Here is a 20,497-nt window from a genome sequence, read left to right as displayed (position 1 = left end):
CTCCTCGGCGGCAGAGTGGCCGGGAGTCGGTGCCCCCGGTCGTTGACTACGTGCGGATCAACGACCGAGGACGGCGGGCGACGCGTTATGGGGGGTTCTAGCCGTTTCCCGATGGAATGTCGTCCATCGTGTTCACCATGAAGTACGCGGCCCGTTCCAGGTAGTCCCACAGGGTCGCGGCCTGGTCGGGCGGCAGGTCGATGCTGTCGACGGCCTGCCGCATGTGGCCCAGCCAGGCGTCGCGTTCGGCCGGGCCGATCCGGAACGGGGCGTGCCGCATCCGCAGCCGGGGATGGCCGCGCTGCTGCGAATAGGTGTTGGGGCCGCCCCAGTACTGCATCAGGAACAGCGTCATGCGCTCGGTGGCCGGTCCGAGATCGGCCTCCGGGTACATCGGGCGCAGCACGGGATCGGCGGCGATGCCCCGGTAGAACTCGGCGACCAGCTTGCGGAAGGTCGGCTCGCCGCCGATCAGCGCGAAGAAGGTCTCGGGCGAGGTCTGGTCAGCCGACGGCTGGCCCTGTGCTGGCTCCGCTGCTGGATTCACCATTCCATCCTGCCAGGCGTTCCGGGGGACGGATCGGTGGCCCGACCCGGGGTCACAGTGCGCCGACGCCCGGCTTGGAGGCGGCCGGGCGGGGCTGGGACGGTACGGCGGTGCGGTCCGGGCCGTCGGGTTGCACCGGTCCGGCGGGGTCGGGGTCGGCCTGCTCGCGGCCCTGGCGGCTGGCCTTCGCGATCGCCTCGTTGAAGCGCTCGGCGCTGGGCCAGTGCGCCGCGGTCAGGAGCATGAGCAGCACGCCGGCCGCGCTCCACACCCCCACCACGGTCGGGATCGAGAAGCGGGAGGCGAGCAGGCCGGTCAGCAGCACCGCGCCGCCCTGGGTGACCTGCATGCCGGTCTGCATCACACCGAACGCCCGGGCCCGGTAGCCGTGCGGCAGCGCCTGCACGAAGAGGCCGTTGGCGACCGGGAGCAGGCCGGCGATGGCCACCCCGGAGACCGCCGCCAGCAGTGCGACCACCGTCGGCGAGGGATTGAGCAGGGCCGGCACCAGCGCCAGCGGGGCCAGTACGGCGAACGGCCGGATCAGCGCGCGGCGGATGTCGGGCCGGATGGCGCGGCCGACGACCAGGCTGCCCAGGATGAAGCCGACCGGTCCGGCCGCCATGATCAGTGCCTGGGACAGGCCCCGGCGGCTCTCGTCGTCGCCGAGCGGGCGCTCGGCGGCCCAGGCCGCGGCCAGCCCTTCCGGCACGATCGCGAACAGCATCGCGGCGAAGACCATCACGGCGGTGGCCCGTAGGACCGGGGTGCCGAAGACGATCTGGAAGCCCTCACCCGTCTCCCGGAACAGGTTGCTGCGGTGCGCCGAGGTCATCGCCGGCGGCCGCTTGCGTACGCCGAGCCGCAGGATCAGCGCCGAGGCGGCGAACGCGGCGGCGTTGATCACCAGGGCGATGCGCGGGTTGACGGCGGCGATCGCGGCACCGGCGACGTAGCCGCCCACCTGGGCGGCCTGGCTGGTGCTGGTGGTGACCGACAGGCCCACCACGAGCCGGTCGCCCTTGAGCAGGACCGGCATCAGCGCGGACCGGGCGGCCTGGCTCGGCGGGTTGGCCAGTGTCATCAGGAACAGCAGCCCGATCGTCGCCCAGACCGGCAGGAACGGCAGTGCGACCAGAGCGATCAGCACCATCCGGATCAGGTCGGCGGTGACCATGACCGTCCGGTAGGGGTGCCGCTCGGCGACGGTGGCCAGCAGGGGTCCGCCGATGATCCAGGGCAGGAAACTCACCGCGAACGCGGCGGCCGACATCGCGACCGAGCGGGTCTCGTTGTAGACCATCACCGTGATCGCGGCCTTGGCCAGGTAGTCACCGATCCACGTGAGCGTGGTGGCCGAGTAGAGCGCCCGGAACTCGGCCTGGGCGAAGACCTCACGGAAGGTGGCGGGTCTCAGGGGGGCTTGGGTCTCCTCGGACACCGGGGGCCTCCATACGTTCCGTGACCGTGACCATTTGTGATGGAAGTCGGGAACGCCTGCCAGACGTAGGGGTGGGTGACATCTTCGTGACGCTCTGAAAGCGAGCTTGTCACGGATTCTGCCCGATCGTCCGACGCCTGGCTAGTGCGAATGGTCAATGCGTCGGTAGTGCGACTGAACGAACGGACGATATCGGACCACCCACCCGGCGCGCGACCCCGCCCGGTGGCCGCGCGACCCGGGTTGTCCTGGTTATCCGATCAGGTGGCGCCACCCTGTCCGGTTCCGCCCTCGTCGGCCGTCGCGGCCGGTTGGGCGTACATCCTGGCGGCCGCCAGCCGTGCCGTGATGCCGGAATTCTCCAGTGCCTCCGCCAGTCGACGGCGCAATTCCCGGCCGACCGCGAACTGTCCTTCCGCGGTCGTCTTGGCAATTGTCCGGATTACCGTGCCATCGACCGTCACCGTCTCGACCCCCAGCACTTCCGGCGGCTCGACGATGTGGTCGACCAGGTCCGGATCGGCGGCGACCGCGGCGGCGGCGGCCCGCATGATCTCGGTCGCCTTCTCGGTGCCGCCGAACCCGATCGGCATGTCGACGATGACCATCGCCCAGCCCTGGCTCTTGTTGCCGACCCGGATGATCTCGCCGTTCCGGATGTACCAGAGGACCCCGCGGCCGTCACGGATCGTGGTGATCCGCAGGCCGACCGCCTCCACGACACCGGTGGCGTCGCCCAGGTCGACCGTGTCGCCCACGCCGTACTGGTCCTCGATCAGCATGAAGAGGCCGGCGATCAGATCCTTGACCAGCGACTGCGCGCCGAAGCCGAGCGCGACGCCGACGATGCCGGCGCTGGCCAGCAACGGCGCGAGGTTGAAGCTCAGCTCGCTGAGCACCAGCAGGGTCGCGATCGAGAAGACCACGGCGGTGACCGTGCTGCGCAGCACCGACCCGATCGCCTCGGCGCGCTGCCGTCGTCGCTCGGGGAAGACCGCCGTGGGGTCGCTGGCCGCGGTGGGGATGCGTTCCCGCAGGGGCCGCAGGATGGTCGGCACCGCCGTGGTCGACGTACGGCGGACCAACTGGTTGATCCCGCGGTGCAGCAGGTAGCGGATGATGACCGCGACCACCACGATGAGCACGATGCGCAGCGGCTTGACCAGGATGTAGTAGCTGCCCTCGGCGAACCACGGCAGCCCGGTCCACTCGAAGAGCTGGTTGCACAGCAGGTCGCCCGCGCAGGTCGCACTCGGCTCCGGGGTCTCCTCGGGTGCCGGCGAGACCGGACCCGGCGGGGTCGGCTGGGCCAGCACGATCGAAGAAATGTCGGATTTTGAGATGCCGGTCGTCACGACTGTCTTCGTACCGCACCCGCCGGTCGGGCTCCACGCCGCCCCCGTACGGCCGTGAGGGACACCGCCGTTCGGCCCAACCAAACGCTACGGAACCGGTCATCTTGCCACGGGACACGAAAGCTTCATGCGGGACCCCCCGATTAGTACGTGCAATTGGTCGGGTCATCGGGGACTATTGGCGCACGGACGCCGGTGACCAACCGGCGTCGGTCGCGGTCCGGGCTGGCCGGACTGCGCTGTGCACGCGGGTGACTACGGAACGGGTGAGACCGAAAACCGAGAGGTGAGCGCGATGCCTGACATACGACCCACGGTGGGCTCCGGAGCGTTGGTGCTCAACGCAAGCTACGAGCCGCTGTGTGTCGTATCGGTACGTCGGGCCGCGATCCTCGTCCTGTCGGCCAAAGCCGTCTGTGTCGCCGACGGCGAGGGCGTCCTGCACAGTGCCCGGCACGCGCTGCCGGTGCCGTCGGTCGTCCGGCTGACCCGCTTCGTCCGGGTGCCCTACCGCTCGCACGTCGGCCTGTCCCGCCGGGCCATCTTCGCCCGCGACGGCTGGCGCTGCGCCTACTGCCGTGGCCCGGCCGAGACCATCGACCACGTCTTCCCGCGCAGCCGCGGCGGCGGGCACGCCTGGGAGAACGTCGTCGCCGCCTGCGCGAAGTGCAACCACACCAAGGGCGACAAGACCCCGGCCGAGCTGGGCTGGCGGCTGCACAGCGCCCCGGCCGCCCCGAAGGGCACGGCGTGGCGGGTGCTGGGCCACCGGGCCCCGGATCCGCGCTGGGCCGACTGGCTCGACCTGCCGGAGACCGAGGCCGCCTGACCGACCACGGTCAGCGCCGCCGGCACCGCCCGGGCGGCGGCGGCCTCAGCGCGTGCGGGCCTTGACCAGCGAGGCGAAGACGATCACGTTGTCGGCGTATCCGGTGGTGCCGCCGACCCACTGGCCGCCGCAGGTGATCAGCCGCAGGCCGGGACGGCTGAAGTCGTCGAAGACCCGGTCGACCGGAAAGTTGCCCTTGTCGAAGCGCTCGACGGAGTTGACCTCGAAGACGGCCACCGACTTGTCCTTGCGGGCGATCTCGATCCGCGTACCCGCGTGCAGGTTGGTCAACCGGTGGAACACCGACGGGCCGGTGGGTCCGTCGACGTGCCCGACGATCACGGCGGGGCCGAACTCGCCCGGCGTCGGCCCCTGCTCATACCAGCCGGCCTCGTTGCGGCGTTCGAGCCCCGGCACCTCGATGGTGCCGTCGGCGCCGATCCCCACGTCGTGCACCGACGTCCTGACCCCGATGTCCTTGATCGTGACCTGGACCGGCCGGCTCGCTTCCATGACCGGGAACTCCCGCGGCGGCGGCTTGCTGCCCGGCCGGAAGGTCACCAGGTCGAGACCGCCGAGCTGGCCCAGCCCGAGACCGGTGACGAAGATGCCGACGAGCAGCATGACCACCGACATCGAGCCGGTGCCGCGCCGGTTGCGCGGCGGCGCGGCGATCAGCGACCCCTCCGGTGCCGGGCTGACCCCGCGTACGGTGGCGCGCCCGACCGCCCGGTCCGGCCCGGCCTGACCCGACCAGGGGCCGGTGACCCACCCGCCGCCCGATCCGTTGGTCGGCCTCGGCCCGGTGACCCGGGCGGTGCCGGTGGCCCGGCGCGGCCCGGTGGTGCCGGTGCCCGGCTCAGGCACGGGCGCCGCCGCGGCGCCGTCGCGCCGTCGCCAGCGCCAGCCCGGCGCCCAGGGCGAGCGTGGCGAGCCCGCCGATCAGCACCGTACGGCCGTCCAGGCCGCCCGCCATGCCGCCGCCTCCGGCGGCCGGGCCCTGGGTCGGCCGGGTCTGGTTGATGACGTTGAGGTTGGTGTCGGCCGTGCTCCCGTTGGCACAGGTGAGATGCACGTTGTAGTTGCCCGGTGCCTTGCTGCCGGGCACCGTGACCGCGCCGGTCAGCACACCGTTCTCGGGCTGGAGTATGACCTGGCCGAAGGCGTCCGACTCGACCCGCGCCTGGTTGAGGTTGTCCCCGCAGCTGGCGGTGATCCCGACCCGGTTGCCGGCCTGGACGGTGGGCGGATTGAGGTCGATCCGGACCGTCTGGGCGAGTGCGGCCGGTGCGCCGAGCAGTAGTACGGCGCATACCGTGGCGACCGTCACGGCCAGTGCGGTACGGGTACGGCTGACAAGTCTGCGGATCCCCATGCTGGCCCCTTCCTGGCACGGCTGGACCGCTCTTCTGTCCCCGTCATCGTCGCACTGGTAACGGGGCAAAATCCTTCGAATCAGGCAGCCCGCCGGGGTGCGATAGTGGTGAAACGGGCATCAGGGACGACCGTGCGAACATCGCCGCCACCTCGACCGTGGACCGCCGCACCGGCCGTCGAAACCGCCGTACCGGCACCCGGAAAACTGCCGTACGATGCCCTCCGCTACCGTGAATCACCTGAGTCGGGGCTGGCCAACTGGCCGACCGGCCGGTGACCCTGGTCCGCTTTCCCGCCTGGGGGCGTTGAGTTGTCTGTTACCAACACGGTGCTCATCTACGTCGGCATCCCGGTCCTCATCGTGCTCGTGATCGCCGGCCTCGGCATGGTCGGTGGCGGTGGCCGGGGCACGCCGCGCTACCGGCCCGGTCGACCCTTCGACTTCACGCCGGTGTGGTTCCTGTCCTCGCCCGAGCAGGTGTCGCCGGGGGCCGAGGCCGCCGCGCTGCCCGCGGGCGGGCAGCGGCGCGAACTGACCGGTGGCACCGAGAACGAGGGCACGCCGGTCGCGGCGCGCGGGACTGGAGGCGCAAGTGACCGCTGGTGAGTTGACGGCCCCCAGCCTGAGCGGGCGGCCCGAGGTGCTCGACGGACCGTTCTCCACCCGCCAGCTGCTGCGGATCGACGAGGCGCTGCGGCTGGCCGACGAGTCGACCGACTACATCTTCAGCATCTACGTCGGCGACCTCGAGGAGCCGGTACGCGAGCACGCCGAGCGGCTGCACGGCCAGATCACCGATCCCGACCGGGCGGTGCTGATCGCGGTGTCGCCCAACCAGCGCCGGCTCGAGGTGGTCACCGGGTCCGAGGTGCGCAAGCGCATCCCGGACCGCGACGCCAAGCTGGCCGCGCTGTCGATGGTGGCGTCCTTCGGCGGCGGCGACCTCGCCGGCGGCCTCGTCACCGGGCTCGACCAGCTCGCCAGCCGGGCCCGCAAGGGGTGACCCCGCGAGCCGGTGTTCCGGCTCCACCACGAACGGCGAAGGCTCCACCACGAACGACGAAGAAGGCCCCGGGCTCGACCAGCCCGGGGCCTCTTCACGTCCGGTCGCTCAGCCGGCGGCCGCGTCCTTCGCCCGGGCCTGCTGGGCGCGTACGACCCCGTCGCGGCCCTCGCCGACCAGCCGGCGCAGCGGCGCCGGGTGCCCGTCCTGCGCCAGCCACGCGTCGGTGGCGGCCACCGTCTCCTCGCTGACCTGGAAGGCCGGGTAGGCGTGGAGCACGAACTCCTGCGCCGGCTCGCTGTCCCGGCTGGCCCACACCTGGCCGACCGCCTCGAAGAAGCGGGTGGTGTAGCCGGCGGTCAGCTCGACCTGCGCCGGGTGGTGGAAGCCGCGCAGCAGCGCCCGGTTCTGCCAGTTCGGCAGGGCCTCGCCACCGGTGAGCCGGGCCCACACCGCTTCCTTGTTGGCGACGGTCGGCACCAGCGCGTGGGCCAGCGCCGCCTCCCGCTCACCGCTGGCCGTACGGTCCCGGCCGAGTTCGGCGTCGATCTCGTCGGCGCCGGCCGCACCGTTGGCGACCAGTGCCTGCAACAGCGCCCAGCGCAGCTCGGTGTCGATGGTCAGACCCGCCGGGACGTCGGCGCCGTCGAGCCAGCCGCGCAGCACCGCCAGGTCCTCCGCCGACCGGGCGGCGGTCGCGAAGGCCCGCGCCCACGCGAGTTGCAGCCCGCTGCCCGCCTGCGCGGCGGCCAGCGCGGCGCGCGCGGTCCGGGCGTATTCCGCCCAGCCCTGCGGCGCCCACGCCGGGTCGGCGTAGTTGGCCAGCGTGCTGGCGCCCTGCCGCAGCGTCTGGGTGACCAGGTTGATGTCGCCCTCGCTGGGCAGCCCGGCCAGCACCAGCGCCACGTAGTCGCGGGCCGCCAACTCGGCGTCGCGGACCATGTCCCAGGCCGCCGACCAGCACAGCGCGCGGGACAGCGACGACTCGAACCTGCCGATGTGCTGCACGACGGCGGCCATCGACCGCTCGTCGAGCCGCAGCTTCGCGTACGTCAGGTCCTCGTCGTTGAGCAGCAGCACGTCGGCCGCCCGAACCCCGGCGAGCTGCTCGACCACGGTGCGTTCCCCGGTGACGTCGATCTCGATCAGGTCGCGCCGGACCAGACGCTCGCCGTCGAGGTCGTAGAGGCCGACCCCGATCCGGTGGGTGCGCAACGTCGGGTAGTCGGCGGGCGCCTCCTGCAGCACGGTCACCCGCTCGTAGTTGCCGTCGGCGCCGATCGACACCTCGGGGCGCAGCGTGTTGACCTGTGCGGTCTCCAGCCACTGGGCGGCGAACTTGCGCAGCTCGCGGCCGGAGGCGGCCTCCAGCTCCGACAGCAGGTCGTCGAAGGTGGCGTTGCCCCACGCGTGCTTGCCGAAGTACGCCCGCAGCCCGGCCAGGAACGGCTCCAGCCCGACGTACGCGACCAGCTGCTTGATCACGCTGGCGCCCTTGGCGTAGGTGATCCCGTCGAAGTTGACCTCGACGGCCTCCAGGTCCGGCATCTCGCAGTAGACCGGGTGCGTGGAGGAGAGCTGGTCCTGCCGGTAGCCCCAGTTCTTGCGGACCGACAGGAACGTCGTCCACGCGTCGGTGAACCGGGTGGCGTGGGTGTTGGCCCAGTGGCTGGCCCACTCCGCGAAGGACTCGTTGAGCCACAGGTCGTTCCACCAGCGCATGGTGACCAGGTCGCCGAACCACATGTGCGCCAGCTCGTGCAGGATCGTGTTGGCCCGCTGCTCGTGCTCGAAGTCGGTGACCTGGGAGCGGAAGAGGTAGTGCGCCTCGGAGTGGGTGACGCAGGCGAAGTTCTCCATCGCGCCGGCGTTGAAGTCGGGCACCCAGAGTTGGTCGTACTTCGGCAGTGGGTAGCGCACGCCGAACTGCTCGTGGAAGAAGTCGAAGCCCTGCGTGGTGATCAGGTGCAGGTTGTCGGTGTCGAGGTGCTCGGCCATGCTCGCCCGGCAGAAGTAGCCCATGTCGATGCCGTCGTGGGTGCGCCGTACCTCGTGGTAGGGGCCGGCGCACAGGGCCGTGATGTAGGAGCTCATCCGCGCCGACGTGGCGAAGTGGACGGTCTTGGTGTCGTCGCCCGGCTCGACACGGTCCACCGTGGAGTTCGAGACGACCGTCCAGTGTGCCGGCACGGTGGCGTGCCAGGTGTAGACGCTCTTCAGGTCGGGCTGGTCGAAGCAGGCGAAGACCCGCTGCGCGTCGGCGGTCTCGAACTGGCTGTAGAGATAGGTCTCGCCGTCGACCGGGTCGACGCTGCGGTGCAGGCCCTGCCCGCTGGCCGAGTACGCGAAATCGGCGTCGACGACGAGGACGTTGTCGGCCGCCAGGCCGGGCAGCGTCAGCCCCTTCTCCGCCGACCACCCGGAGAGATCCAGCGACGTGCCGTTGAGCGTCGCGGACCGTACCGTCTCGGCGGCGACCTCGATGAACGTCGACGCCCCGGGCTCCGCGCAGGTGAACCGGACCTCGGTCACCGACCGGAAGGTGCGGTTGTCCGCGGCCCGCCCGGCCGAGGAGAGGTCCAGGTTGATGTCATAGCCGGTCACGTCGAGCAGGCGGGCCCGCTCGGTCGCCTCGACCTGGTTCAGATTGCGCACTCCGGGCACGATCAGTTCTCCATCCGCGTCTTACCCGCTGTCCCCGTTGACAGGAACGGGCCACGACGATGATGGCCCGCGTCGAGTCTTCCATGTCGAAAAACAACTGGCGGGGGTGGTCCAGGTCACGTTCTGGTAATGGTGCCGTCACGGCCTTCGTGGGGGAAGGATTCGGCGCAGGGGCGCGACATCCCGCGCCGACCATGGGAAAGGACAGCATCGTGGCTGAGCGCGAGACCGTGGACATGTGGTTCGACCCCATCTGCCCCTGGGCCTGGGTCACCTCCCGCTGGCTGCTCGAGGTCGAGAAGGTACGCGAACTCGACATGCGGTTCCACGTCATGAGCCTGTCGGTGCTCAACTCCGGCCGGGACGTCCCGGAGCAGTACGCCAAGCTGCTGGAGGCCGGCTGGGGGCCGGTACGGGTCTGCATCGCCGCCGAGCGCGAGCACGGCGCCGCCGTGCTGCGTGACCTCTACACCGCGCTCGGCACCCGGATCCACCTGGGCCGGCAGGAACTGGGCCGGCAGCTCTACGTCGACGCGCTCACCGACGTCGGCCTCGATCCGGCGCTGGCCGACGCCGCCGACTCCACCGAGTTCGACGAGGCGCTGGTGGCCAGCCACAACGCCGGCATGAAGCCGGTCGGCACCGACGTCGGCACCCCGGTCATCCACGCGCCCGGCCCGGTCCCCGGCCAGCCGGTCGCGTTCTTCGGGCCGGTCGTCACCCCCGCGCCGAAGGGCGAGGCCGCCGGCCGGCTCTGGGACGGTGTCGTGCTGGTCGCGGGCACGCCGGGCTTCTACGAACTCAAGCGGTCCCGCGACGAGGACCCGTCCTTCGACTGACTGTGAGCATGGCGGGATCGGCGTCGGCCTGGCCCAGGGCTGCGTCGACGGGGTCGGTTCACCAGTGGTGAGCTGATGCTGGTGGTAGTGGGCGTGACCCTTCGTCCGACCGGCTTCGTGCCTTCGACACGACCTGTCCGCCCGCTGCCGCCGGCGCCGGCCCGGTCCACCGGCCCACCCGGAGGCCCGGTACCACTGCCACGCCGCACAGCGAATTCGCTGTGGCCCGCAACACCTAGGGGGTCCTTCCCCGGCAAACCGCCAGGGCACCCGTGATCATCTGCTGCCCAGCAGTTCGACACGCCGTACCTGCAACGGCGGAACAACTAACGATCACCACCCACCGCCCCGCCACGAAAGGGACGGGGCGGCGGCCGGCGGGAAACGGCCCGGCCGGCGGCGGTATCCGCCTATCGTGAAGCTGACGGCGCCGTGACAAGTGGTTGACAGCCTCGTTGCGCAGGGTGTTCATCACGGCGACCCGGAACGGGTCGTGCTATCGCCGCAGCGGAGGCATTTCGATGGTCGAGACCCGCGAACCAGCCGCGGAGCCCGCAGAACCCGCCGAGGTCGCGCGATGTCTGGGCGGCCGCTGGGCGGTCGAGGTCGGCCGGTGGAGTGACCGGCTTCCACCCGGATGTGCCGACCTGCTGGCGTCGCCCGTGGTGGTGTCGGTGCTGCCGGCCACCGGAGCACCGCAGGTTGCGGTGCCGGCGGCAGCAGCGGTGCCGGCGGCAGCAGCGGTGCCGGTGCGCAGGGCCGCCCCGACCCGCCGCCGCCGGATGGCGGTCGTCGGGTCCGGCACCCCGCGCGACAATCCGGTCCGGCCCGCCGTCCGCCGCCCGGCCCGCGCCGCCTGACCCACCCCGGACCAGCCGGTACGTCCGAACGGCCGCCGCTGCCCCGCCCATCAGGCGGTGAACCGCCGGGGTATCGGGCGTCACACCGGGGCGCGACGGTAGCGTCACCGAACATGACGGTCGTGCATCCGATCGCCCGGGCCTGGATCACCACTGGCGGCACCGGCGCGCAAAACTACGACGAGTTCGCCGACGACGCGGAAATCACCGCGATCATCGGGGCCAACCCGCACAGCGCCCTGGCGATCGAGATGCCGCACAAGGCACCCGACGCCGAGGGCCGCTCCTTCCTCGACAGCCTGCCCGCCGCCGTCGCCCGGCTGGCCGAGGCGAAGGCCGACGGCAGCTACACCCCGGCCGAGCGGGTCGTGGTGCTCTACCGGATCTCCGAGCCGGCCAGCGACGGCGCCGCGTACGGGCTCTTCGCCGCCGTCGACACCGACCAGATCTCGACCAGCGCCGACGAACCGGGGCTGGTGATCCGCAACGAGGACGTGTTCATCGAGAAGGTCCGCGAGCGGGTCGCGCTGGCCGAGGAGACCGGGCACCTGCTGTCGCCCGTACTGCTGTTGCAGACCGGGCGGGGCGAGGAACTGCACACGGCGCTGGCCGCGGCGACCGAGCGGGCCGGCGCACCGGCGGCGACCGACGTCGACCAGTCGGGGCGTACGCACGCGATCTGGCTCGTCGGGCCCGGCCCCGAGCAGGACGAGCTGACCGCGCTGGCCGGTGGCGGCGAACTCGTCGTCGCCGACGGCAACCACCGCAGCCTGGCGGCGCAGACCGGCGGCCTGCGCCGCTTCCTGGCCGTGGTGACCACCCCGGCGTCGGTCGCCATCCAGCCCTACAACCGGCTCGTCGCCGAGCTGACCGTGACCCCCGACGAACTGGTCGCCGAGCTGACCGCCGCCGGTGCCACGGTCGAACCGGTCGCCGGCCCGGCCACCGTGCCGACCGGTGGCGGGGTCGTCCACCTCTACACCGCCGGCCGCGCCCTGGCGGTCAAGCTGCCGGCCACCGCGGGTGGTGGCGTCGTCGACAATCTCGACCACGCCCTGGTCGAGCGGGTGCTGCTGCGCGGCGTCCTCGGCCTCGACCCGGGCGACAAGCGGATCACGTACGTCGGCGGCGACTACCCCGCCGAATGGCTGACCGGTGAGGTCGACGCCGGACGGGCGGAGCTGGCCGTGCTGATCGCCCCGGTGACCGTCGACGACTTCGTGGCGGTCAACCTGGCCCGCCAGAAGCTGCCCCGCAAGAGCACCTGGTTCACCCCGAAGGCCCGCGCCGGCCTCGTCCTCGCCCAGCTCGGCGACAACGGGGCAGGGGCGTGACCCTTCACCCGCAGGTGGTGGCCGCGCTCGCGGTACGGCCACGGCCGACGTCCGAGGTGGTCGACGCCGATCCGCTCGCGGCGCTGGCGGCCGGCCGGGCGGCCATGCTCGCCGCGGTGCCGGCGGAGTGCGGACCTCCGGTCCCGGTCGCCTCAGTGTCCGATGTGGACGCAGACGGGGTGCCGTGCCGGCTCTACGTGCCCGCTCCCGGCGTACCGGTGCTCGTCTACGTGCACGGCGGCGGCTGGGCGATGGGCAACGTGGAGATCGTCGACGCGTTCTGCCGGCGGGTCGCCGACCGGTCCGGCTGTGCGGTGCTCTCGGTCGACTACCGGCTCGCGCCCGAGCACCCGTACCCGGCGGGGGCCGACGACGTCGAGACCGCGCTGACCTGGCTGCGCCGCGAAGGTCTCGGGCTGGACGTGAGCCGGGTGGCGATCGGCGGCGACAGCGCCGGCGGCCACCTGGCCACCGTCGTCGCCCGCCGGCAGCGCGACGCCGGCCGGCCGCTGGCCCACCAGGTGCTGATCTATCCGGTCATCGACCCGGCGATGGCGTCGGACTCCTACCGCGACCTCGGTGGGGCCGGCCTCGACCGGGCGACCATGGCCCGGTTCTGGGACCTGTTCGTGCCCGACCCCGCCGACCGGGCCGCGCCGGACGTGGCACCGCTCGCGGCGCCGCTGGCCGGCATGCCGCCCACCCTGCTGATCACCGCCGAGTACGACGTCCTGCGCGACGAGGGGGAGCGGTACGGCGTCGAGCTGCTCGCCGCCGGCGTGCCCGTGGTCACCGTCCGCTACCAGGGCGTCAACCACGGCTTCGTCCGCAAGCTCGCCATCTTCGACGCCGCCGCGGTGGCCACCGACCAGATCGCGGCGGCGCTGCGCGCGGCGCTGGTGTGACCGATCGCCCGGCGCCGTGTCCCGGCGCCGGGCTCCGGCCGGCGGCTGACAGACTGCCGGTCATGCGCGTATACCTGGGAGCCGACCACGCCGGCTTCGAGCTCAAGGCACACCTGGCCAACCACCTCGCCAAGCAGGGCTACGACCTGGTCGACGTCGGCCCGCACCACTACGACCCCGACGACGACTATCCGGTGTTCTGCCTGCACGCCGGGGCCCGCGTGGTCGCCGACGAGGGCAGTCTCGGCATCGTCATCGGCGGGTCCGGCAACGGCGAGCAGATCGCGGCCAACAAGGTCGACGGGGTGCGGGCGGCGCTGGCGTGGAACGTCGACACCGCGCAGCTCGCCCGCCAGCACAACGACGCCAACGTGGTCGCGGTCGGCGCCCGCCAGCACACCCTCGACGAGGCGACCGCGATCGTCGAGGCGTTCCTGGCCACCCCGTTCTCCGGCAACGACCGGCACGCGCGCCGGATCGCGGCGATCACCGGGTACGAGGCGACGACCGAACTGCCCCCGCTGCCGTAGCCGGGTGACCGGGGCGGCCGTCAGCGGTTGCGCGGCAGGTCTTCGCGGGGCACCCAGTTGCGGCGTACGACCACCAGCCGATCCTCGGCTTCGGCCAGGTCGGCGGCGGTCGGCCGGGACGCGTCCCGGGCCCGCAGCGCGGCGCGTACGTCGACCTGCGAGGTCCCGGAGCCGATCAGCCCGCGCAGCCCCCGTTCGGCTTCCCGGTCGTCGGCCGGCGGGCCGCCGTTGCCGCGCCGGCCGTCGCCGCGCCCGTTGCCCCGCCCACCGGCACCGCGACCACCACCGCTGGCCGGACCGCCGGCGGCCGGTCCGTCACCGGCGGCGGTCGTTCCGCCGCCGGTGGGGCCGGTGCCGCGGCGGGAGTCGGTGGGCCGGCCGGTGTCGCGCCGCCGGGGCGCCGACGGCTCCGGCCGTGGGTCGTGCACCTGTGCGGTCGACGCCGACGGCCCGTCCGGCCGCCCGGAGTCGTCCGGCCACGAGGCCGGCCGGGCGGGTCCGTCCGGTACGGCCCCGCCCTCGGCCGGGTCGTCGGGGCTGACCGGGACGCGTCCGGCCTTGGTGTGCCGCAGCCGGCGCCGCCGGCGTTCGGGATCCGCCATGTGCCGACGGTACCGGCCCGGCCCGGTCAGAACACCTCCAGCGACGCCGGGGCCCGGTCCCAGCCGAACGCGGCGGCGGTACGCGCCACCGCGCCGGGGACCAACTCGCCGACCCGGCCGGCGGCGGCGAGGGCGTTCAGGTCCGGCCCACCCAGGTAGATCGCGCCCAGGTCACGGACGTCGCAGGTGAGATCGGCCGGGCCGCCGGTGCGTTCGCACTGGGCGCCGGTACGGTCGCCGGTCAGCCGCCACCGGCCGGTGTTGTCCGGCAGCAGTGGATCGGTGACGTCGACCACCACGTCGACCGGAGTCCGGTAGCGGCGGGCGGCCAGCGCGGCACCGACGTCGAGCAGCCGTACCCAGAGCGCGTCGGCGACCCTGGGGACCAGTTGCCGCGGCTCGGCGACCAGGTGCTGCAACGGCTCGTCGAGCGACCCGAACGGATAGGTCGCGGTCCGGGTCAGGTCGATCGACAGCAGGAACCGCCACAGCTGGCGGTAGGCGTCCGGGGTCGCCGCGACGACCTCCTGGACGCGTACCTCGCCGGTGGGTCCGCCCGGGGTCCAGCCGCCCTTGGTACGCCACAGCGCGTAGCCCTCGACGCCGTCCGCGCCCTCGTACAGCACGGCCCGGCGTTCCGTGGCGCCGTCGCGCTGACCGGGGAAGTCGCCGAGCAGGTGGTCCCACCAGTGGCCGGGGCGGCTGGACCAGCCGGGCCGGTCCGGCAACAGCCGGTCGTACAGGTCGGCCAGTTCGGTCCGGAACGTGTCCGGCGGGCCGGTCCGCAGCCGGCCCCCGGCGGCCTCGGGCAGGCCGGCCTCCAGGGCCGTGACGTCGAGGACGAGCCGCTGGCTGGCGAGGCCGTAGCCGAACCTCGGGTAGATCCGGCCCTCGCTGGCCCACAGCACCGCGACCGGCTCCCGGCCGGCGTCGCGGGCCTCGCCGAGCTGCCGCTCCATGAGCCGGGTCAGCAGCCGGCGGCGCCGGTGGGTGGGCGCGACCCCGACCATGGTCACGTGCGTCGCCGGCACCACCGCTCCGGGGACGGTGAGGTCGCGGGTGAACGCCGCGGCGTGCGCGACGACACGTCCCTCGTCGCGGACCACCAGTGACCGGTCGGCTTCGAAGACCAGCCGTTCGCTCTCGTGGACGTCGGACTCCAGGGCATGGTGGAACGAGGCGGCCATCAGGGCGCCGACCTCGTCCCAGTCCTCGGGGGTGGCCGGCTGGATCGGCAGTTCGGCTTCGGTCATGTTGCGTGTCTAGCCGATCGGCGCACGATGGGCGACCGTTTTGTCGGCTCGGTACCCTCGTATGCGAACGGTGGCCGGCGCTCGAAGGGGCAGGGGCGGTCGATCCCGGTGCGGATCGATCAGGGTCCGACGGATCGGCGCCGGGTCGATGCGCCACCGACGGGGAGGAAGCATGGCAGACCAGCCGAACCAGAGCCAGTCGTGGGAGCGCACCGTCGAGGTGCCCCGGCAGGAGGTGCCGCTCGGGCCGGCACCGTTCCGGCGCGGGGTGGCCCAGGTCGGCCCGCGTCCCGCCCCCACGGAGTCGTTCCCCGCCGCCCACGAGCACGAGCCCACCGGCACCGGCTGGCCCGGGGCGCCGGACCCGCACCAGCCCCGGATGCCGCTCAGCTACCACATGCGCCAGTTGCGGCTGGGCAGCGAGTGGAGCATCGTCGGCGGTCTCTTCGCCTTCGTCTGCTGGGGAATCTGGGCCATCTCGGCCCGCGGCGACCTCACCAGCCCGGTCGTCACGTTCGTCCTGACCCTCTTCGTCGCCGCCGGCGTCTTCGGGCTGTCCCGGCTGCTCGGCCGGGTCGTGCTGGAGCGCCAGCTCGGCCGGGTCCGGCGCACCGCGAAGGGCGCCCACCTGGCGACCGGCGTGTTCCTGGTCGGCGTCGGCATCGCCTACCTGCGCCAGACCGAGTGGGTGATGGGGATCTGGAACTGGTTCGCCGCGCTGTTCTGAGCGGCCGGGGCGCGGGCCGTGGAATTTGACGGCGTGCGACCCGGCTGCCGCATAATTGCTCCGCCCGACGGACGGAGAGGTCGACCCAGGTGGCGTTACTCAGTGTGATCGTGCCGGTCTACCGGGTCGAGGAATACCTGGCCGAGTGTCTGGACTCCATCCTCGGGCAGTCGTTCGGTGACGTCGAGGTGGTCGCCGTCGACGACGCGTCCGACGACGGATGCGCCGAGATCCTGGCCGGTCACGCCGCCCGCGAGCCGCGCCTGAAGGTCGTCACGCTGAGCCGCAACAGCGGGCTGGGCGCCGCCCGCAACGCCGGTCTCGCGGCAGCGACCGGCCGCTACGTCTGGTTCGTCGACAGCGACGACTGGCTGCCCGAGGGCACCCTCGAAGCCGTCGCCGCGCGGCTCGCCGACACCGAACCGGACCTCCTGGTGGTCGGCTACGCGCGGGTCTACCCCGACGGCACCCGGCGGTACGAGTCGCTGGCCAAGGTGACCGGCGGCCGGCCGATGCCGGACACCTTCACGCTGGCCGGGCAGCCGAGCATGCTCAACGTCCTGCACATCGCCTGCAACAAGATCGTACGGCGGGACTTCCTCGCCGAGACCGGCATCGGGTTCGGCCCCGGCTGGTACGAGGACGTGTCGTTCAGCCTCCCGCTGATGCTGGCCGCCGACCGGATCGCGCTGCTGGACCGCGACTGCTACGCCTACCGCCAGCGGCAGGCCGGCGCGATCACCCAGACGGTCAGCGACCGACACTTCGAGGTCTTCCCGCACTGGGAGCGGGTCTTCGCCTTCATGGACGAGCACCCCGCCGAGACCGGGTCCGTGCGACCGCTCATTTTCCAGCGGATGATCTGGCACTATCTCAGTGTGTTGGGGCATTCACACAGGGTGCCCAAGATGCGGCGGAAGGAGTTCTTCACCCGCATGGCACAGCATTACCGGAGATATCTGCCACCGGCCGGCTACCCGATGCCGGGCGGCGCCGCCGGGCTCAAGCACCGGCTCGTCGGCCGGGGCGCCTACCGCCTCTTCGAGGCGCTGCGCGCGGTGAAGAAGGGCCGCCTCGACACGGCCACCCGGACGTCGCAACCCCGTGCCGCCACACCCGAGCTGACCGACGGGCGCGGACTGGCCCGATGACCGGCGCCGGGACCGCGGGCATCACCTGGCGGCTCACCGGAGCCCTGCCGGTGTCCCGTTCGGAACGGATCAGCCGCGCGGTCGGCACCCATGTCGTACCGACCGGGATCAGATCGGTCGCGGTGCTGGCCGGCTCCGTCGACCGGCTGCGGCACCTGGTCACCGCCCCGTCGACGCTGCGCACCGTCACCAGCGCCGTGATCACCGTCGGCTGGTGGCGCAGCCCCCGGCAGGGCTGGTCGGGTCGGGTCGGCTGGCTCGACCACCTGGTCGGCCACCGGGTGACGCTGCCCCGGGGCGGGCGCGGGCCGGCCGTCGTACGGGTCACGCTGCGGCGGCCGACGCAGTTGCGCCTCGTCGTCGGCGCCGCGCTGGAAGCCCTCAGCCCCACCCGGCCGCTGCCCCGCCCGGCCGGCGCCCGGCTGACCGCCCGGGACACCCTGCCCGGCTTCCTGCCGATCCGCCCACCGGCCACCGTCGTCACCGGCGACCCGGCCGGCCAGGACGACGTACGCGCCCACGACCTGCTGCTGTGCCCGCCCGGCGGCGCACCGGACCAACCCGACCGGTACGCGGCGACGGCCGGCGCCACCCCGTACGGGCTGCGCACGGCCGGACGCACCACCATCCTGGTCGACGCCCAGCGGGTCAACCCGCGCGGGCGCACCGCCGGCGCGTACGCCCCCGACGCCCCCCGCGTCCGCCTGGACTTCCGTCCGTCCCGGGCAGCCGTCGACGGGCGCGGCCCCGACCCGGCGACCCTCGCCGCCCTGCGCGGCGTCGGTGTCGTCGAGTGCCCGCGGGTCCCGGTCAACGACCCGGTCGCCGTCGCCGGCACGTTCGTGCAGCTGGCGATGACCGGCGCGGTGCTGTACGTACCCCACCTGCCGCCGACCGTCGGCGACCTGCTCGGCGCGGAACTGCGCCGCCTGGTCACCACCGCCGTCGACGTCACCGAACCGCTCGCCCTGGAGGTGCGCAGCGTCGTCCAGCGCCGGGCCGCGATGCGCGACCACGGGACCGCCTTCGCGCTGCCGGCGGCGACCGGCGCGGCGTTTCCGGGCCTGCGCCGCCCACCGGCGGTCAGCGCGCTGCTGGTCACCCGCCGCCTCGACATGGTGCCGGGCGCGCTGCGGGCGATCGCCGCGCAGACGTACCCGGAGCTGGAGATCGTGCTGTGCCTGCACGGCGTCGAGGCGTCGGAGCCGCTGCGGGCCAGCCTGTCCGGCTACGACCGGCCGATCGAACTGGTCGAGGTCCCGGCGGGGGTCAGCTTCGGCGAGGCGCTGGGGCTGGCCACCGCCCGCGCCCGGGGCAGCCTGGTGACCAAGTTCGACGACGACGACACGTACGGCGCCGAGCACGTCTGGGATCTGGTGCTGGCCCGGCAGTTCTCGGGCGCGGCCCTGGTCGGCAAGGGCGCCGAGTTCGTGTTCCTGGAGGCGAAGGGGATCACCGTACGGCGGTCCGCCGGCGCGGCCGAGTCGGACGCGCAGGTGATCGCCGGCGGGACGATGATGATGGGCCGGGGCGACCTGGAGGAGGTCGGCGGCTGGCGCCCGGTGCCCGGCTCGGTCGACCTCGGGCTGATCGACCGGGTCAAGCGCCACGGCGGCCTGATCTTCCGCACCCACCCGCTCGGCTACGTCTACCACCGCCGAGCCACCGGCCACACCTGGGACCCCGGCGCCGCCTACTTCCAGAAAAACCTCTCCGCGAGCTGGCCCGTGCTGCCGCCCTACGAGGAGTTCGGCACCCTGCTGACCCCCTCATGATCCGCGTGATCAGGGATTGAATCGCGCGTGTCGTCGGCGCGCCGCGGCACAGACTCCCTGATCACCCGGATCTTGACCGGCGGGCCGGGCCGGACGCGCCGGGAGGCGGGCCGGACACGCGCGCAGCCGGACGGACCGGGAGTCGGGCGTGCCCCGGAGCGCGGGTAGGTTGGCCGGATGCCCCGTGCCCTGATCATCGGCGGGACCGGCCTGATCGGCCGGGCCACCGCACACCGCCTGCTCGCCGCCGGCTGGCGGGTCGACGTCACCGGACGGAATCCGGCCAACCTGCCGGCCGACCTCGCGGCCGCCGGCGCCCGCTTCGTCGCCGCCGACCGAGCCGATCCGGCCGCGCTGCGTACGGCCCTCGGCACCGGCGCCGACCTGCTCGTCGACTGTGTCTGTTACACCGCGCGGGATGCCGAGGCGCTGCTGCCGCTGGCCGGCGACGCCGGCTCGACGGTCATGATCTCCAGCAAGGCCGTCTACGTCGACGCCGACGGCAATCACTCCAACTCCGACGCGCCGCCCCGGTTCGCCGGCCCGGTCCGCGAGACCCAACCGACCCTGGCGCCCGGCGACGGCGACCACCAGACCCGGGAGGGCTACGGCCCGAACAAGGTCGCGGCCGAGCGGGTGCTGCTCGACAGCGGCGCCCCGGTCACCGTGCTGCGTCCCTCCAAGGTGCACGGTACGGGCGCCGTCCGGCCGCGCGAGTGGGTCTTCGTCAAGCGGGTCCTCGACCAGCGGCCCGCCGTGTTCCTCGCGAACCGGGGCGAGGGCACCGACCACACGACCGCCGCCGCCAACATCGCCGCCCTGGTCGAGGTGGCGGCGGCCCGGCCGGGGCGGCGGATCCTGAACAGCGCCGATCCGGACGCGCCGAGCGCGCTGGAGATCGCCCGTACGGTCGCCCGCCACCTCGGCCACGAGTGGGCGGAGGTGTTGCTCGACGGGGACGCCGACCCGGCGCTGGGGCAGCACCCGTGGCCGGCGCCGTACCCGATCGTGCTGGACATGACCGCGGCGCTGGACCTGGGCTACGTCCCGGCCGGCGACTTCGCCGCCACGGTCGCCGCCGAGATCGACTGGCTGGTCGAGGCCGCCGCGCGCGGGGCCGGCGTCCCGGCCGGGGTCGACACGGACTGGTTCGCCCCGATGTTCGACTACCCGGCCGAGGACGCCTACCTGGCCGGCCGCCGGTCCTGACCCGCGGGGGGGGGGGGGCCCGGGCGCCGGCCCCCGGGCCGCGGGCGGTGGGGGTCTCGTGGGCCCGCCCCCCCACCCCCGCGGGGTGATATGGG

19 protein-coding genes and 1 pseudogene are annotated in these 20,497 nt (G+C 73.1%); 12 read left to right on the top strand and 8 right to left on the bottom strand.

Going from position 1 to position 20,497, the window contains the following annotated elements:
• Positions 1-97: 97 nt before the first annotated feature.
• From AB0I42_RS30105 to AB0I42_RS30095, 3 genes are all read right to left on the bottom strand, one after another.
• The gene (locus AB0I42_RS30105; RefSeq protein WP_357542546.1) at positions 98-550 is read right to left on the bottom strand and encodes a globin; all 453 of its coding nucleotides are present in this window, start codon (positions 548-550) and stop codon (positions 98-100) included.
• A 49-nt stretch (positions 551-599) separates the two neighbouring features.
• Positions 600-1,988, bottom strand: coding sequence for an MFS transporter (locus AB0I42_RS30100; protein WP_357542544.1), 1,389 nt, complete (start codon positions 1,986-1,988; stop codon positions 600-602).
• Positions 1,989-2,248: 260 nt separating this feature from the next.
• Complete coding sequence (locus AB0I42_RS30095; RefSeq protein ID WP_357542655.1) at positions 2,249-3,307, bottom strand: mechanosensitive ion channel family protein; 1,059 nt, start codon at positions 3,305-3,307, stop codon at positions 2,249-2,251.
• A 331-nt stretch (positions 3,308-3,638) separates the two neighbouring features.
• Between AB0I42_RS30095 and AB0I42_RS30090 the strand changes: the two genes are divergently transcribed.
• Entirely contained in the window at positions 3,639-4,172 is a 534-nt protein-coding gene (locus AB0I42_RS30090) for an HNH endonuclease (protein WP_357542542.1), read from the top strand.
• 45 nt (positions 4,173-4,217) lie between these two features.
• Here the strand turns inward: AB0I42_RS30090 and AB0I42_RS30085 are convergent, their stop codons facing one another.
• Positions 4,218-5,039: a class F sortase gene (locus AB0I42_RS30085; RefSeq protein ID WP_357542540.1), complete on the bottom strand. Its 822-nt coding sequence runs from the start codon at positions 5,037-5,039 to the stop codon at positions 4,218-4,220.
• Positions 5,032-5,547 (bottom strand): hypothetical protein, encoded by a 516-nt coding sequence (locus tag AB0I42_RS30080; protein ID WP_357542538.1) that lies wholly within the window; start codon positions 5,545-5,547, stop codon positions 5,032-5,034. Before AB0I42_RS30080 ends, AB0I42_RS30085 begins: the two co-directional genes overlap by 8 nt.
• A gap of 330 nt (positions 5,548-5,877) precedes the next feature.
• Here AB0I42_RS30080 and AB0I42_RS30075 point away from each other — a divergent pair, with 330 nt between their 5' ends.
• Both AB0I42_RS30075 and AB0I42_RS30070 read left to right on the top strand, forming a co-directional pair.
• A complete protein-coding gene (locus AB0I42_RS30075; RefSeq protein ID WP_357542653.1) occupies positions 5,878-6,156 on the top strand; it encodes a hypothetical protein in 279 nt (92 codons plus the stop codon).
• Positions 6,143-6,553, top strand: coding sequence for a DUF5130 family protein (locus AB0I42_RS30070; RefSeq protein ID WP_357542536.1), 411 nt, complete (start codon positions 6,143-6,145; stop codon positions 6,551-6,553). The genes AB0I42_RS30075 and AB0I42_RS30070 overlap by 14 nt, the downstream gene beginning before the upstream one ends.
• A gap of 108 nt (positions 6,554-6,661) precedes the next feature.
• Here the strand turns inward: AB0I42_RS30070 and pepN are convergent, their stop codons facing one another.
• The gene (gene pepN / locus AB0I42_RS30065; RefSeq protein WP_357542534.1) at positions 6,662-9,208 is read right to left on the bottom strand and encodes an aminopeptidase N; all 2,547 of its coding nucleotides are present in this window, start codon (positions 9,206-9,208) and stop codon (positions 6,662-6,664) included.
• 221 nt (positions 9,209-9,429) lie between these two features.
• Here pepN and AB0I42_RS30060 point away from each other — a divergent pair, with 221 nt between their 5' ends.
• The 5 genes from AB0I42_RS30060 to AB0I42_RS30040 all read left to right on the top strand — a co-directional run bounded on the left by AB0I42_RS30060 (position 9,430) and on the right by AB0I42_RS30040 (position 13,685).
• A complete protein-coding gene (locus AB0I42_RS30060; RefSeq protein ID WP_357542532.1) occupies positions 9,430-10,056 on the top strand; it encodes a disulfide bond formation protein DsbA in 627 nt (208 codons plus the stop codon).
• Positions 10,057-10,577: 521 nt separating this feature from the next.
• Positions 10,578-10,916 carry a hypothetical protein gene (locus AB0I42_RS30055; protein WP_357542530.1) on the top strand — a complete coding sequence of 113 codons (339 nt, stop codon included), beginning with the start codon at positions 10,578-10,580 and terminating at the stop codon, positions 10,914-10,916.
• 113 nt (positions 10,917-11,029) lie between these two features.
• Positions 11,030-12,250, top strand: a complete 1,221-nt coding sequence (locus tag AB0I42_RS30050; RefSeq protein WP_357542528.1) for a DUF1015 family protein — start codon at positions 11,030-11,032, stop codon at positions 12,248-12,250.
• A complete protein-coding gene (locus tag AB0I42_RS30045; RefSeq protein WP_357542526.1) occupies positions 12,247-13,155 on the top strand; it encodes an alpha/beta hydrolase in 909 nt (302 codons plus the stop codon). Before AB0I42_RS30050 ends, AB0I42_RS30045 begins: the two co-directional genes overlap by 4 nt.
• A gap of 62 nt (positions 13,156-13,217) precedes the next feature.
• On the top strand, positions 13,218-13,685 hold the full coding sequence (locus AB0I42_RS30040) for a ribose-5-phosphate isomerase (RefSeq protein ID WP_357542523.1): 468 nt from the start codon (positions 13,218-13,220) through the stop codon (positions 13,683-13,685).
• Positions 13,686-13,705: 20 nt separating this feature from the next.
• Here the strand turns inward: AB0I42_RS30040 and AB0I42_RS30035 are convergent.
• Positions 13,706-13,888, bottom strand: a pseudogene (locus AB0I42_RS30035) (hypothetical protein); the annotation flags it as partial.
• A 425-nt stretch (positions 13,889-14,313) separates the two neighbouring features.
• On the bottom strand, positions 14,314-15,540 hold the full coding sequence (locus AB0I42_RS30030) for a GNAT family N-acetyltransferase (RefSeq protein ID WP_357542521.1): 1,227 nt from the start codon (positions 15,538-15,540) through the stop codon (positions 14,314-14,316).
• A gap of 172 nt (positions 15,541-15,712) precedes the next feature.
• Here AB0I42_RS30030 and AB0I42_RS30025 point away from each other — a divergent pair, with 172 nt between their 5' ends.
• From AB0I42_RS30025 to AB0I42_RS30010, 4 genes are all read left to right on the top strand, one after another.
• Positions 15,713-16,267 (top strand): hypothetical protein, encoded by a 555-nt coding sequence (locus AB0I42_RS30025; protein WP_357542519.1) that lies wholly within the window; start codon positions 15,713-15,715, stop codon positions 16,265-16,267.
• A gap of 89 nt (positions 16,268-16,356) precedes the next feature.
• Positions 16,357-17,418 (top strand): glycosyltransferase family 2 protein, encoded by a 1,062-nt coding sequence (locus tag AB0I42_RS30020; RefSeq protein ID WP_357542517.1) that lies wholly within the window; start codon positions 16,357-16,359, stop codon positions 17,416-17,418.
• The gene (locus AB0I42_RS30015) at positions 17,415-19,193 is read left to right on the top strand and encodes a hypothetical protein (protein WP_357542515.1); all 1,779 of its coding nucleotides are present in this window, start codon (positions 17,415-17,417) and stop codon (positions 19,191-19,193) included. The genes AB0I42_RS30020 and AB0I42_RS30015 overlap by 4 nt, the downstream gene beginning before the upstream one ends.
• 177 nt (positions 19,194-19,370) lie before the next feature.
• Positions 19,371-20,402 carry an NAD-dependent epimerase/dehydratase family protein gene (locus AB0I42_RS30010; RefSeq protein ID WP_357542513.1) on the top strand — a complete coding sequence of 344 codons (1,032 nt, stop codon included), beginning with the start codon at positions 19,371-19,373 and terminating at the stop codon, positions 20,400-20,402.
• Positions 20,403-20,497 lie beyond the last annotated feature (95 nt).

The organism is Polymorphospora sp. NPDC050346 (assembly GCF_040655695.1).
GTDB lineage: Bacteria > Actinomycetota > Actinomycetes > Mycobacteriales > Micromonosporaceae > Polymorphospora > Polymorphospora lycopeni.
Note: the sequence above shows the minus strand (reverse complement) of the source record. Positions and strands in the feature narration are given on the sequence as shown.